Source organism: uncultured Lactobacillus sp., from assembly GCF_948948975.1.
Classification (GTDB): domain Bacteria; phylum Bacillota; class Bacilli; order Lactobacillales; family Lactobacillaceae; genus Lactobacillus.
Genome location: NZ_CARBVX010000030.1, coordinates 1 through 14,499, shown reverse-complemented (window position 1 = coordinate 14,499; position 14,499 = coordinate 1). Strand labels below are relative to the sequence as shown.

14 protein-coding genes are annotated in these 14,499 nt (G+C 34.7%); 2 read left to right on the top strand and 12 right to left on the bottom strand.

All coding sequences use genetic code 11. The features are described from left to right. Nucleotides 1-111: 111 nt before the first annotated feature. From Q9R40_RS09090 to Q9R40_RS09045, 10 genes are all read right to left on the bottom strand, one after another. Nucleotides 112-1,620 carry a gluconokinase gene (locus Q9R40_RS09090; protein WP_304677378.1) on the bottom strand — a complete coding sequence of 503 codons (1,509 nt, stop codon included), beginning with the start codon at nucleotides 1,618-1,620 and terminating at the stop codon, nucleotides 112-114. Between the two features lie 121 nt (nucleotides 1,621-1,741). Further along, entirely contained in the window at nucleotides 1,742-1,960 is a 219-nt protein-coding gene (locus tag Q9R40_RS09085; RefSeq protein WP_003649422.1) for a hypothetical protein, read from the bottom strand. Nucleotides 1,961-2,027: 67 nt separating this feature from the next. After that, a complete protein-coding gene (locus tag Q9R40_RS09080) occupies nucleotides 2,028-2,585 on the bottom strand; it encodes a sigma-70 family RNA polymerase sigma factor (RefSeq protein WP_023599244.1) in 558 nt (185 codons plus the stop codon). Between the two features lie 211 nt (nucleotides 2,586-2,796). Next, nucleotides 2,797-3,552, bottom strand: coding sequence for a 23S rRNA (guanosine(2251)-2'-O)-methyltransferase RlmB (gene rlmB / locus Q9R40_RS09075; protein ID WP_004895769.1), 756 nt, complete (start codon nucleotides 3,550-3,552; stop codon nucleotides 2,797-2,799). Then, complete coding sequence (locus tag Q9R40_RS09070; protein ID WP_004895772.1) at nucleotides 3,539-3,982, bottom strand: Mini-ribonuclease 3; 444 nt, start codon at nucleotides 3,980-3,982, stop codon at nucleotides 3,539-3,541. Before Q9R40_RS09070 ends, rlmB begins: the two co-directional genes overlap by 14 nt. Next, nucleotides 3,975-5,387, bottom strand: coding sequence for a cysteine--tRNA ligase (gene cysS / locus Q9R40_RS09065; protein ID WP_304677377.1), 1,413 nt, complete (start codon nucleotides 5,385-5,387; stop codon nucleotides 3,975-3,977). The genes Q9R40_RS09070 and cysS overlap by 8 nt, the downstream gene beginning before the upstream one ends. A gap of 88 nt (nucleotides 5,388-5,475) precedes the next feature. Continuing rightward, the gene (gene gltX / locus Q9R40_RS09060) at nucleotides 5,476-6,975 is read right to left on the bottom strand and encodes a glutamate--tRNA ligase (protein WP_094497122.1); all 1,500 of its coding nucleotides are present in this window, start codon (nucleotides 6,973-6,975) and stop codon (nucleotides 5,476-5,478) included. An 81-nt stretch (nucleotides 6,976-7,056) separates the two neighbouring features. Continuing rightward, the gene (radA, locus tag Q9R40_RS09055) at nucleotides 7,057-8,436 is read right to left on the bottom strand and encodes a DNA repair protein RadA (protein WP_304677376.1); all 1,380 of its coding nucleotides are present in this window, start codon (nucleotides 8,434-8,436) and stop codon (nucleotides 7,057-7,059) included. Then, complete coding sequence (locus Q9R40_RS09050) at nucleotides 8,436-8,987, bottom strand: dUTP diphosphatase (RefSeq protein WP_297940706.1); 552 nt, start codon at nucleotides 8,985-8,987, stop codon at nucleotides 8,436-8,438. The genes radA and Q9R40_RS09050 overlap by 1 nt, the downstream gene beginning before the upstream one ends. A 114-nt stretch (nucleotides 8,988-9,101) precedes the next feature. Next, on the bottom strand, nucleotides 9,102-10,136 hold the full coding sequence (locus Q9R40_RS09045) for an LCP family protein (protein WP_304677375.1): 1,035 nt from the start codon (nucleotides 10,134-10,136) through the stop codon (nucleotides 9,102-9,104). Between the two features lie 196 nt (nucleotides 10,137-10,332). On the opposite strand from Q9R40_RS09045, the gene pepC reads away from it, so the two are divergent. Both pepC and Q9R40_RS09035 read left to right on the top strand, forming a co-directional pair. After that, nucleotides 10,333-11,682, top strand: coding sequence for an aminopeptidase C (pepC, locus tag Q9R40_RS09040; protein WP_304677374.1), 1,350 nt, complete (start codon nucleotides 10,333-10,335; stop codon nucleotides 11,680-11,682). Nucleotides 11,683-11,966: 284 nt separating this feature from the next. Further along, the gene (locus tag Q9R40_RS09035) at nucleotides 11,967-12,980 is read left to right on the top strand and encodes a sugar transferase (RefSeq protein WP_041818441.1); all 1,014 of its coding nucleotides are present in this window, start codon (nucleotides 11,967-11,969) and stop codon (nucleotides 12,978-12,980) included. 55 nt (nucleotides 12,981-13,035) lie between these two features. Here the strand turns inward: Q9R40_RS09035 and Q9R40_RS09030 are convergent, their stop codons facing one another. Then, a complete protein-coding gene (locus Q9R40_RS09030) occupies nucleotides 13,036-13,914 on the bottom strand; it encodes a glycosyltransferase family 2 protein (protein ID WP_023599237.1) in 879 nt (292 codons plus the stop codon). A 152-nt stretch (nucleotides 13,915-14,066) separates the two neighbouring features. Then, nucleotides 14,067-14,499 (bottom strand): LPXTG cell wall anchor domain-containing protein (locus Q9R40_RS09025; protein ID WP_304677373.1); only part of this gene is annotated, 433 nt, incomplete at its 5' end.

The following is a 14,499-nucleotide window of genomic DNA, read 5'->3' as shown; positions in this document are numbered from 1 at the left end:
CAACTAAAAAATAAAGTCAAACATCCTATTGTGCTTGACTTTACGTAGAAAAAGGTTATTCGTTATCACAAATTAAACGAATAACCTTTTTTATCATCATACGATTATTTTCTATTTAAATGACTTAGGATATTTTTTCTGAAACTGAGCTATTTTATCATAGCTTTGGTCTAAATCATGTTCTATTTCTCGATAAATTGGAATTATATCCTGATAGACCTGCACATTTTTGGGATTTGGAAAGTAGACTTTACTGTCATCTATTTCTTTCACTATTTTGTCTAAGCTATTCTCTTCATTCAAACCCAATTGCGCTAGAAACATGGCTGCTAAAGTTCCACTTTGATCATTTTTAATTACCACTACTGGTAAATTAAAAATATCAGCAATTAACTGCCTTACAAAATCACTTCTTACAAAGCCGCCAGTGACTCTTAATGCTTCTGGTTCTCCTATTTTTTCGCGCAAGCCTCTAGCTGCACCTAAAAGATTAAAGACAATACCTTCTAAAACACTCCGCGCCATTTGCGGTTTAGTGTGGTTTCGACTTAATCCAATAAAAGATCCGCGAGCTTGAGCATTCCAAATTGGTGCTCGTTCTCCCCCTAAGTAGGGATGAAAAATTAAGCCATTACTGCCAGCAGGAACAGTTTCAGCAACATTAATAAAATCCTCTGCAGTCTGATCGGGCCCAAAAATCGTTTTTCTAGCCCACTCAAAGACGATTCCACCATTGTTTACTGGACCACCAAGAAGATAATGACTTTTATCGACCGGATAACAGAAGAAGCGATTTTTTGAATCAACTATTGCTTTAGGTGCAATTGCTCTTACAGCTCCTGATGTCCCAACATTTAGTGCAAAGTATTTTTTATCTAAAACACCAACACCAATTGTTGATAAATATCCATCACTAGCTCCTAAAATAATTTTTGTTTCAGGATTTAAACCCAATTTTTGTACATATTCTGCTTCTACTTTTCCAACCACATAGTCTGGCTTAGCTAAGCTAGGCAAATTCTCTGGATCTAGTTCAATTTTATCAAGTAATTTCCTATCCCAAGTTAAAGTATGCAAGTTAAGCAAGCCAGTTCCAGCTGCCATAGTTGTATCAGTAACTATCTTGCCAGTTAAGCGCCAAATAATATATTCTTTGATTCCAATCCACTTTTGTACCTGTGCAAAAAGTTTAGGATTTTCTTCTTTAATCCATAGCAATTTATACACAGGAGCCATTGGATGAGGCGGCATCCCTGTCTTTTGATAAATATCTTGCGTAAGTCCACTTTCTTTTGCTTGCGCCACAATCCGGTTACTTCGATTATCTGCCCAAGTAATACTGTTAGTCAGTACTTGATTGTCTTTTCCAATACCGATTAAACTATGCATTTGACTCGACCAAGAAATTGCTTTAATTTTTCCTGCTACTCTTTTACTTAAGTCAAAAATAATCTTTTGAACAGCATCAAATATTACTTGTGGATCTTCTTCAGCCTGATCCACTTGTTCTTGAATTAAAGGGTAAGGAATTGATAATTCTTCAATCTTTTTACCATTCTCTTGATACAATACACCCTTACTTGCTGTTGTTCCGATATCCATCCCAATTATATAGTCCATAACCCGCCCCTTTCTTTTAGAATATATTTTCTCACAAAAAAAGAACAATCCCTAGAGATTGTTCTTTGGTGGTCAAACAATGCGTGACCACTGTGCGTAGAATTATTGTTTTTAGGTGATGTTACTTCTTAAGATTTTCGTTGACGAAGGCTTCGATCTTATCGTCAGAATCTTTCAAGAACGGAAGCATGTCACTTTCCGTCTTCATGGTATCTCTACCATTCTTTTCCATAAAGTAGTCCCATAGTGCGTCTCTAACAGGCATGTCAGAATCGCTCCAATCAAAAACTTCCTTCATGTGACGGTCTAACAATTCTGTCTTAATAACTTCATCTGCCATCTTAAAATTACCTCCTAAATAAATTCTACAAAACTTATTATAGTCTTTTTATTCGTTCTATGCGAATTTAAAACAATTCTTTCCGCATTTTTGCCTTACACCGAGCTTTGGCTTGAAGTAACTGATAACGACTATAATTTGTCTCCTTACTTGCTTCTTCAATCGTTAACTCTCCCAGAAAAACTTTGAGCGCAATTACCTCTTTTTCTGACAACTTGTTAATAAATTTTTGATACATTTCCTTTCTAGGCGTAATGTGCATTTCTTCAACTTCTTCTTTAATCAGATTTTTATGCACCACATTGTCATAGGAAATAGCTTTAGTAAACGATGTTCTCTTCTGGGCTAATTCATATCTTAAGAGCGATCGGAGATGATTATAAAATTTTGTCCGATAATACGCCCCGAAACTATTTGCTCGTTTCTCATCGTAGGTACAGCAACTTTGATAACACATGATTAATGCTTCTTGTTCCCAGTCATCATGATCAAAATTACGAATGAAAAAATTTAGCTTCGCTCCATTGATTAAAGGCCGATACCGCTCTACTAGTTCATGCAAAGCATCCATATCTTGCTCTTCTTTTACACGTCGAATCAAATAAACCTCATTCAGTCTTTCCATTCCGGAAATTCCTCCTTTTCTATTTGATAATAAGAATAAAAAAGAAGAGATCCCCTTCTAAGGGAACGAATGTTTATTAAACACAGGTATAGAGCAATTGTACTTTGTTAATGACCAAGACTTTATTGTGTGTTTATTTTTATAAATATAGGCAATAAAAAATTGTCACTTAGCTTTTTATAAAACTAAATGACAATTTTTTACTCTTCAATTATTTTTCGGGATGGCGACTATTGAACATTCCATAAAGCAAAACACCAGTTGCAACACTTGCATTTAATGATTGAACATGCCCAACCATTGGAATGGTTAAAGTTTGATCCATTTGCTTTAACAATAATGGGGAAATTCCCTTACCCTCATTACCAATCACAAGCACTGTCTTACCTTTGGCATTCCACTTACGATAATCTTCACCTTCCATGGCAGTACCAAAAATCCAGTAACCACGCTTTTTTAGCATCTTAGTAGTTTGAACTAAGTTATTAACTCGAGCTACTGGCACATAATCAATTGCACCGGTTGAAGTTTTGGCAACAACAGAAGTTAGACCACTAGCTCTTCTTTTTGGAATAATTACTGCATCCACACCTGTCGCATCACAAGTTCTTAAGATCGAACCTAGATTATGTGGATCTTCAATTGAATCAAGCATTAAGATAAATGGTTCTTTTCCTTCTTGGTCAAACTTGTCTAAAAGTTCATCTAAGTCAGCATATTCAAATGGAGCTACCGTTAAGACCAAGCCTTGGTGATTTTCATGGTTGACCATTTGATCCAATTTGTTTTTAGGAGCATTTTGAACAACTAGATTTTTTTTACGTGCTAATTGATAAACTTGATTAGCAAATTCTTCCTGAACACCATTTTGCAAAAATACTTTATTAATTAAGTTAGCATCCTGTGTTTTTAAAAAATCAATGCCTGCATGACGTCCATATACAAATTCATCATTATTTGAACTCATAATTATCTAGTCCTCCTTGTTCTACTTGGTCAATGCACCATTTTGCAAGTTCATCAACACGTTCTTTTTTACCTAATAGATCTAAGTATCCAAACATCGCTTCAAATCCAGTTGAGAGCTTATAAGTGTTAATTGAAGTGTTTTTTGCATGCGTATGACTTTTAGCATTTCTTCCTCTCTTGAACGCTGCTAATTCATCTTCATCTAGCATTTCTAAGTCTTGCATTTTAGTAATTAATGCTGCTTGAGCTTTTGCGGAAACATAATGTGTTGCATATCGTTGAAGCATTTGTGGTTTTACAATTCCGCCCTTAACCAAGTGACGTCTGATATAAACTTCATATACTCCATCCCCTAAATAAGCTAAAGTAAGAGGACCTAACCCATCTGGATTAGTATTTTTTTCTGTTAAAATCTTCGGCTTAAGCACGGTGCCACCTCGTTCCTTGTGGAGTATCTTCAATTACAATGCCTTTAGCCTGTAACTCATCTCTTAAGCGGTCACTTTCAGCCCAATCCTTATTTTTACGTGCTTCATCGCGTTGAGCAATTAATTTTTCAATTTCATCATCATTTTCAGCTGGCTCTTCCTTAAAGCTAACTCCAAAAATTTCGAGCCAAGCAATTAATAATTTTTTAGCACGCTTTAAAGCTGGCTTATCCACTTGTTCTTTTTGCAAGTGATTATTTAAAGTTGTAGCTAAATCATACATAATACTCAAAGCATTTTGAACATTAAAATCATCATCCATAGCCTCAATAAATTCAGCTTTTGCTTGCGTTAAATCATCCCTTAAGCCACTATCTTCAAGCGTCTCATTTTTATCATTTAGTCTAGCATCAAGATTACGCAAAGTATTTTGATAGCGTTTAAGAACAGTTTCAGCTTGCTTTAAGCCATCTTCAGAATAGTTAATTGGACGACGATATTGAACACTAGACATGTAAAAACGTAAAACTTGTGGATCAATTTGCTTGAGAATATCATGCACAGTCACAAAGTTATGAAGTGATTTTGACATTTTTTCTTGTTTCTTACCTACTGTCACAAAACCATTGTGCATCCAGTAATTAACAAATTTTTTACCAGTCTTAGCCTCACTTTGAGCAATCTCATTTTCATGGTGCGGAAATTCCAAATCTTGCCCACCACCATGAATATCAATGGTATCGTCTAAGTATTTAGTTGACATTACTGAGCATTCAATATGCCAGCCTGGACGACCCTTTCCCCATGGCGAATCCCAAGCAATTTCATCCTCTGCTTTTTGAGCCTTCCATAAGGCAAAGTCAATTGGATCTTCTTTCTTGCTTTGTTCTTCTTCATTAATATGCTCAGAAGCACCTTCTTCAAGTTCAGCAATATTTTGATCGCTTAGTTGACCATAGTTAGGGAATTTTCTAGCCCGGTAATATACATCCCCATCAACTTCATAAGCAAAGCCTTTATCAATTAAATCTTGAACAAAGTTGATAATTTCCTTAATTTCATGAGTTGCGCGTGGATGAAGAGTAGCTGGCTCAATATTTAATGCTTCAGTATCTTCCATAAAAGCCTTAATATAGCGCTCAGCAAGCTTTTCAACAGTTGTATGTTCTTTGCGAGCCTCATTAATCATCTTATCATCAACATCGGTAAAGTTAGAAACATAATTTACATCATAACCTCGATACTCAAAATATCGGCGAATGGTATCGAATGCAATTACACTGCGGGCATTTCCAATATGAATATAATTATAGACAGTTGGTCCACAAACATACATGCTTACTTTTCCAGCTACTAATGGCCTAAACTCTTCTTTTTTTCGAGTTAAAGTGTTAAAGACCTTCATGATCATCCCTCTTTCATTTAAGACATTCTCTTATAACATTCTAACAAAAAAAGCTACGCTTTCACGTAGCTTTAACTCTATTAAATAATTAAAGACCTAAATCACTTAATTGCTTTAAAGTTAAGTCAATATGCTTGTTAACTTTTTCCTTACCCATTAACTCAATGGCTTCACCAATACCAGGTCCAACCATTGAACGAGTAGCAGCAATTCTAATTGGCATAAATAATTTTCTACCCTTTACGCCAGTTTCACGACGAGTAGCTTGAATTGCGTTCATAGCTTGTACAGCAGTGAAGCGAGGAACAGCATTTAATTGCTTCTTGAATTCTTCAATTACAGGACGAGCATCGTCTTTCTTAATTTCTTCAATTTCTGCATCAGATAATTCTGGAGCTTCTTCAAAGAAGATCTTAGCAATATCTACAATTTGCTTAGTATAAGACATTTGTACAGCGTAAATATTTACTAATTGACGAACCCATTCCATCTTTTCTGGTGAAATTTCTTTATCAACTAAACCTGCTTCTTGTAAGTTATTCAAAGCAAGATCTAATAAAAGATCACGGTCTGCCTTCTTAACGTATTGGTTGTTAATCCATTCAAGCTTCTTTTGGTCAAAAGCAGCTGGTGACTTAGATAAACGCTTAGGATCAAATGACTTAATCAATTCTCTTTGTGAGAAAATTTCACTTTCACCAACAGGAGACCAGCCAAGTAAAGTAATAAAGTTGAACATTGCGTCTGGTAAGTAACCAAGGTCACGGTATTGTTCAATAAATTGAAGAACTGATTCATCACGCTTAGAAAGCTTTTTACCAGTTTCAGAGTTAATGATCAAAGTCATGTGACCAAACTTAGGAGCTTCCCAGCCAAGTGCTTCATAAACAACTAATTGCTTAGGAGTGTTAGCTACGTGGTCGTCCCCTCTAAGAACGTGAGTAATTTCCATTAAGTGGTCATCAATTACAACGGCAAAGTTGTAAGTTGGCATACCATCACGTTTTTGAATAACGAAGTCACCACCGATAGTGTCTGATTCAAATGATACCTTGCCCTTAACCATATCTTCCCAAGCATAAGTTCTATTTTCAGGAATGTGGATACGAACAACTGGCTTTAAGCCCTTTGCTTCTGCAGCTGCTTGAGCTTCTTTAATTTCATCAGCGGTCATGCCTTCATATTCATAAGTGTAGTGAGGAGCAATTCCCATTGCACGTTGTTCTTCACGTTGTGCTTCAAGTTCTTCCTCAGTCTTGTATGAATAGTAAGCTTTACCTTCATCAATTAATTGTTGAATATATTTATTGTAAATGTCTTTACGCTCTGATTGGCGGTAAGGGCCAAAGTCGCCACCCTTATCAGGACCTTCATCCCAGTCAATACCTAACCAGTGCAAGTTTTCCATTTGGGACTTAGAACCACCTTCAACGTTACGTTTTTGGTCCGTATCTTCAATTCTTAAGACCATTGTCCCTTTATTGTGACGTGCAAATAGATAGTTAAATAATGCAGTACGTGCGTTACCAATGTGCAAGTGACCTGTTGGACTTGGTGCGTAACGAACGCGGATTTTTTGTTTTGCCAAAATTAAAGCGCCTCTTTCAAAATTTATTAAAATTCATCCATTTAAGTGTAACTTTTAACGAGCAAAAGTTCAATCTCTCTGCTAGTTAAAAACAAGTTTTAAAGCTTGTGGTAAACTTGCTACCCCAATTACTTCGATCTCAGAGTTATTCTTAAGTTCCTGACCTAAGTTGTTTTTAGGAATAAAAATCCGCTTAAAGCCTACTTTTGCGGCTTCTCTAACTCGGGCTTCAATTTGATTAACTCTTCTAATTTCACCAGTTAATCCGACTTCACCTACAAAACAATCAGTCGAAGAAATTTCTTTATTTTTGTAACTTGAAGCAACCGCCATGCAAATTGCAAGATCAATTGCTGGTTCATTTAATTTAATCCCACCAGTTGCAGTTAGAAAAGCATCTTGATTTTGAAGCATTAAGTTGCCTCTTTTTTCTAAAACTGCCAATAAAAGTGCTACTCGATTAAAATCTAATCCTGAAGTTGTTCTTTTCGCATATCCAAATGCTGTTGGAGTTACTAAAGCTTGGATATCCGCAAGCAGAGGCCGTGTTCCTTCAAGCGAAACAACGACTGAAGATCCAGTCGAATTAGGCAAGCGTTCGTCTAAAAAGATAGCTGAAGGATTGCTTACTTCTGCCAATCCTTCATTTTTCATCTCAAACATTCCAATTTCATTAGCTGCACCAAAACGATTTTTAACTGATCTTAGAATTCGATATGAATGATGTCCATCCCCTTCAAAATAAAGGACGGTATCAACCATATGCTCCATAATCTTAGGACCAGCAATTGCTCCTTCTTTAGTCACATGCCCAATAACAAAAGTAGTTATTTGTTCATTTTTAGCAATTTTCATTAATTCACTTGTTACTTCACGTACTTGAGAAGCAGATCCAACCATCGAATCGAGTGAAGGTTCATTCATTGTTTGAATAGAATCAATTACCAAAAAGTCGGGCTTAATTTCATCAATCTGGTCACGAATATTCTGCATATTTGTTTCTGGATAAAGCAAAATTCCGCTATTGCTTACTCCTAAGCGATCTGCCCGCATCTTTATTTGACCTGCAGACTCTTCTCCAGAAACATATAATACGCTATGTTCTTTAGCCAAAGCACCAGTAATTTGAAGCATTAAGGTTGATTTTCCAATTCCTGGATCTCCTCCAATTAAAACTAACGATCCTGGAACAATTCCTCCTCCTAAAACTCGATTTAATTCTTCAAAAGGAGTTACAATTCTTTTTTCTTTCTCAGCTTTTACTTCAGTTAACTTTACTGGATCATTATTTCCAATTTTAGTCATCAATCGACTTGCAGTTGCCTTAGTCGATACTTTTTTAATTTCCTGTGTCTCTTCTTCAAACTGATTCCATGCACCACAATTAGGACATCTCCCAAGATAGGAGGCAGAAATATATCCACAATTACGACACTTATAACGAGTTTTAACTTTTGCCATTATTCATCATTCCTCGTTCCAGACGAGCCAAATCCCCCAAGACGCTGTCTTTGAACAGGATCATCATTATCTGCTTTTAAGTAAGGCATAAAAATTCCTTGTCCAATTCGTTCACCCTTTTTAATCTTTAGCGGACGAACCCCATAATTAATCAATTGAAAGTAAATTTCACCTTCATTTTTTTCATTATTATAGTAGTCACTGTCAATTACACCAATCCCATTTGGCAAAGTAACATTTCGCTTGTAAGTATTGGAAGAGCGATTAGCTAAAATCAGGACTTCGTCCTCTGGCATGTATGCCTTAATTCCAGTAGGTACTAAGAAAGGTTTTAATACTTTTTCAGCTAATTCTCGATCATGTTCATTTAATTCATGACCATTTCTAATTAGTCTAAAAATTCGAACAAAGTTCATACACCAAATTGAGGGCAAAACTATATCTTGTGCACATTCAAAGTCATAGCCCGCACTCGCAATTGTTTGACGTTGAGGCAGGTGGAGGCCTGCATTACGATATTTAGATACTATTTCAAAACCACGTTTTTTCATTTTTATCCTCTCTTACATTCGCTTAAACCTATATTTTACGTTAATTTATTATACTTGTCCTACTTATATATACGGAAAAAACACTTATTTTTTGGATAATAAGTGCTTTATTTTTTATACTTTATTAACTGGAATATAAACTTGAGCATCATTTGGTAAAACATAATTTACATTATTATAGCCATTCCAGTTAGTTTGCATATCATTCATTTTAGTTTGAATATTATTAACTTTAACCTTTGTTAATCCTAGTGCTTGACGAGTATTATCTGACAAACGCTGCATTTCCCGATTTGGAGCTATCTGAAAGCTAAAACTATCAATTGTCGCATTTTTTCCTTGTAAATGATCACTCTGAGTATTGGCTAATGCCCCATGATAGTTCTTATATAGCGTCATTAAATCATCTAAAGGCAAATCAGTCCGAATATTATCTTTAGTCGTGTCAAGTAAAGAATTCATTTGCATAATGTTTTTTGATTTATTAACTTTTGTCAGAGCACTAAGTAGAACCTGCTGGCCCCGTTTTTGACGGCCATAATCATTGTCAGGATCATCATATCTCATCCTACTGTAGCCTAAAGCCTCGCTACCATTTAAATACTGCTTTCCTTTAGGATATGTATGCCCTTCATACTTAAAAGCAAAAGGATTATTAACAGTAACGCCGCCAACAGCGTCTACGGTCTTTTCTAGTCCACCCATATTAACCAAGGCATAATAATCAACAGGAACATCTAGTAATTCACCAACCTGCTTTTTTATTTCTCTAGGTCCACCTAAAGCATAGGCTGCATTAATTTTGGTATATTCTACCTTATTTTTAGTTTCAACCCTTACTAAGGTATCTCGAGGAATAGCAGTTGTAGTTAAAATCTGTTTTTTAGGATTAACAGTAATTAATTCCAAGGTATCTGTATTTCCAGCATAACTCGTTCCTCGTCCTAAGGCTCCCACGTCAGTACCTAATACCAAGATTGAAAATGGCTTGCCTTGTTTTAATTGCTGACGACTGGCTAAAGAATGATTAGTAGAAATCGTATTAGCAGTCGATTGAATTTTTTGGTATTCATAACCAAAAATTCCTAAAACCACCGCTATTAAAATCCCAACTATTGAGAAAAATAGATATTTTTTCTTGAATCTCATATTGTTCCTCCAAATTCTGTAATCAGAATAACAAAAAGAAATATCTAATTGTCCCTTTTATCTATTTTTTTAATAAAGCTTTAGGCTAATAAAAAAATTATTTATATCATATTTAAATTTTAAATATCTTGACTAGACATAACTCTTTATCCTACGCTAAAATATAATTAAGTTTTTTTTAATCAGGGAGGATTCTATGAGCAAAGAAATCACAAATGATCTTATTAATAATTTCGAAAATGACTTTAACTCAAGTAAGGTTAATCAAATTGCGGCTCGTGCTGCTCAAGAAAATGGCATTTTTAAAGCTAGCCAAAACTTACAAACTAAGATTGATTTAGACCCAACTTTTTCAATTGAAATCGACACTGGTAAAGTTGCTAACCAAAAACAATCTGGCCGTTGCTGGATGTTCAGTGCTTTAAACACTATGCGTCATTCAATTCAAAAGAACTTCAAAATTAAGGACTTTGAATTATCTCAAAATTACACTAACTTCTGGGACAAATTTGAAAAGTCAAACTGGTTCTTTGAAAATGTAATTGCTACTGCCGATAAAGATTTGGGTGATCGTAAAGTTGCCTTCCTATTTGCAACCCCACAACAAGACGGTGGTCAATGGGATATGCTTTGCGGGATAATTGAAAAATATGGTATTGTTCCAAAGAAAGTTTATCCAGAAACTGCTAATGCAACTAATTCAAGTGCTTTAAATGATACTCTAAATACCCTTCTTAGAAAAAATGGTCTTGAATTACGTAAGATGGTTCAAGATGGAAAGAGTGAAGAAGAAGTTCAAGAACGCAAAAACGAAATGCTTAAAGAAGTTTACCGTATTTTAGCTATTTCTCTTGGTGTTCCACCTAAAACTTTTGATTTTGAATACAAAGATGATGACGGTAACTACCATAGAGACGTTGACTTAAGCCCACAAGACTTCTTTAAAAAGTATGTTGGTTGGGACTTAAGTGAATACATTTCCACAATTAATGCACCAACTAAAGACAAGCCTTTCCATAAAGTATTTTCTGTTGAATACTTAGGAAATGTGGAAGGCGGACGTCAAGTACGTCACTTGAACTTACCAATTGATGAAATGAAAGATTTGATTATCACTCAACTTAAAAACGGTGAAGTTGTTTGGTTTGGATCAAATGTTGTTAAAGACTCTGAACGTCAAGCTGGTTTACTTGATACTGAATTATATAAACGTGACGACTTATTTGATGTTGATTTTGACATGTCTAAAGCTGACATGCTTGATTCAGGCGAAAGCTTGATGGACCACGCAATGGTTATTACAGGTGTTGACCTAGTAGATGGCAAGCCAACTAAGTGGAAGATTGAAAATTCTTGGGGTGAAAAGCCTGGATTTAAAGGTTACTTTGTAATGAGTGACAGCTGGTTCGATAAATTTGTTTACCAAGCAGTTATCAACAAGAAATACCTTAGCGATGACTTAAAGAAGACTTTTGAAGAAGGCAGTAAAGAGCCAATTCAATTACTTCCTTGGGATCCAATGGGTGCTTTAGCTAATAATTATTAGAAATAAAAAATCATTCGGAATGCAACATAAAGCAAACTGAATGATTTTTATTTTGTCTCTTTTTAAATAATTTCTTACTATAAATTTAACAAATTATTATAGAATATTGAGCGTAGACCAAATATTAGACATACGTCCCTAAATTACATCTAATACTTAATTAAAAAAGAAATGTTTAAAACTAACTTTTAAATATACTCTCAATGATTAAATAAGGCCTGTGTTGTAAAAAAATTTTTTCTTTCTTATACTTAAGAAAAGAGGAATTTCAAAGGAGAAATGTGATGACAGTTCATATTACAAATATAAATGGTATGGCCCTAAACAGCGTAGCTCAAAATGCTCAAAATATGGTTGTAGATTTTGCAAAACAATTAGGGATGAATGAGTTCGGTATTTATGTTTATCATTGGAAAGAAGAGCCCTTACAAGCACGAAGCACTCGCTTTGATGGAATTATTGCATCTCTTAACGGTGGTGATACCGTCATTTTTCAATCTCCTAGTTGGATCGCGATTGAATGGGACCAAGCTCTTCTTGACCATATCAATCTTTATCCTAATATTAAAAAAATCATCTTTATTCATGATGTGATTCCACTAATGTTTGAAGTTAATCGCTATCTAATGCCGCAATATATTGACTACTATAATAAAGCAGATGTTTTAATTGTCCCATCAAAAAAAATGTACGATCTATTAAGAGAAAATGGATTAGAAGAAAAGCCTTATGTGGTACAACATTTTTGGGATCATCCAGCAACAGTCAACTACTTCATTACTCCTGAAAATAATAAAATAATTAATTTTGCAGGTAATGCAGAAAAATTTGATTTTGTTAAAAATTGGAACTGTCAAAATGTAAAATTAAAAGTTTATTCAGATCCAGTAAATAATGATCCCGAACACAATGTTGAACTTACGGGATGGAAACATGATCCTGTTTTATTAGAAGAATTACGGCAAACCGGTGGATTCGGCTTAGTTTGGTCTGAAGAGCCATATTGGTCTGAATATATGAAAGTAAATGCTTCTTACAAGCTTAGCACCTACTTAGCAGCAGGTTTACCAATTATCGTAAATAGTACTACTCCAGAAGCTGAAACTATAAAAAACAAGCATCTAGGTATTATTGCTGATAGTTTAGATGAAGCTCAAGCTAAAGTCCTTCAAATTAATGATGAGAACTATAACCAAATGGTTGATAGCGTTAATAACTTTGGTAGTTTAATTCGTGATGGTTACTTTACTAAAAAAGCATTAGTCGATGCTGTTGTAAAAGCCCAATACAATAATTAACTAAAAAACTCTCTGAGAATTTTATTTATTCTCAGGGAGTTTTATTTTTATTAAACTATATTTTTTTATACTTCTTCAAGATCGCCAGTTTCTGCTTGGCATTACGATATTTCAAGTAATCCCCGTCCTTTAATGCTGTATCGATACAAATATTTAGACGATAGCGATATGCTTCAATTTCTGTTGTAATATCAAAACCGAGCTGACTTAACAAACTTATTCTTTCTTCCACAGCTTCTAAAGGGAAAACGGCAGTCTTATTAGCCTGTGCAGAGACACTATTTTCAAAAATACGGTGCGTATAAATTGCTTTATTCATGTATGCAATTTTATCTGCTAATAAGTATATTTTCCATGTAGTTAGATCATCTTCTACGCGAGCATTAATGGGATAAACTATATTTTCAAAAAGAGAACGTTTATAAAGTTTTCCCCACGGCACTACAAATATCATCGACCTATTATAAGGTACCGTCTCATATTCTACACTAAACCATTCTTCTGGCGTGTAGGTCTTTTCAAAGTAGTCATCCTCTTTAATCCAAATCCCATATGCTCTTTTTTCTTCAATGAAACGATTAAAATTTCCTACAGCAATATCTGCATCATTCTTTTTCAACAGCTTATAAAGTTCTTCAATATGGGTTTCACTCAGCAAATCATCATGATCTACAAATAAAATATATTCACCAGTTGCCATTTCAAGACCAGCATTACGGCTTGAGCCTACTCCACCATTTTTCTTGTGCAAAATTCTTATATTGGCATATTTTTCACGGTATTTTTCACATAATTCAGGTGTACTATCTGTAGATCCATCGTCTACTAAAATAATTTCAATATTAGAATAAGTCTGTCTTAAGACACTATCTAAGCATTGAGCTAAATATTTTTCATCGTTATATACCGGAATAATTACTGAGATTTTTTCCATGTGCTGTCCTCTCATTGTTTTCTTACTACATAGTTACAAGATATTTAAACCTATTATAGCTTAATATTTATGTTTTTCTTCATATTAATAAAAACAAAGCCTCGAGTTTCCAAAAAGGAAGTCGAGGCTTTATTTATTATATTTAAGATCTATTAATCTTTATTTTCATCTTTACGTTTCTTACGTCTAAAGCCAAGCAATCCACCTAAAGCAGCAATCATTAATCCTAAGAAGCTTGAATTTGATTCTGCACCAGTTTGAGGTAATTTACCTCTACGGTGATCTTTCTTAGTTGCCTTATCTACAGATTCAGCATTTTTATGTTGTGGCTGAAGCGTATCAGTAGAAGTAGATTGAGTATCACTGTTATTCGGTGTTGATCTAGAGCCATTATTGTTAGTACTGTTCGTTGAGGTTGTCATACTTGTTGAGCTAGATTGACTCTTATTCATTGATACTGAGTTACTTAAGCTCTCACTCATGCTTACTGAGTTACTCAAACTTTCACTCATGCTTACTGAGTTACTTAGGCTCTCACTCATGCTTACTGAGTTACTCAAACTTTCACTCATGCTTACTGAGTTA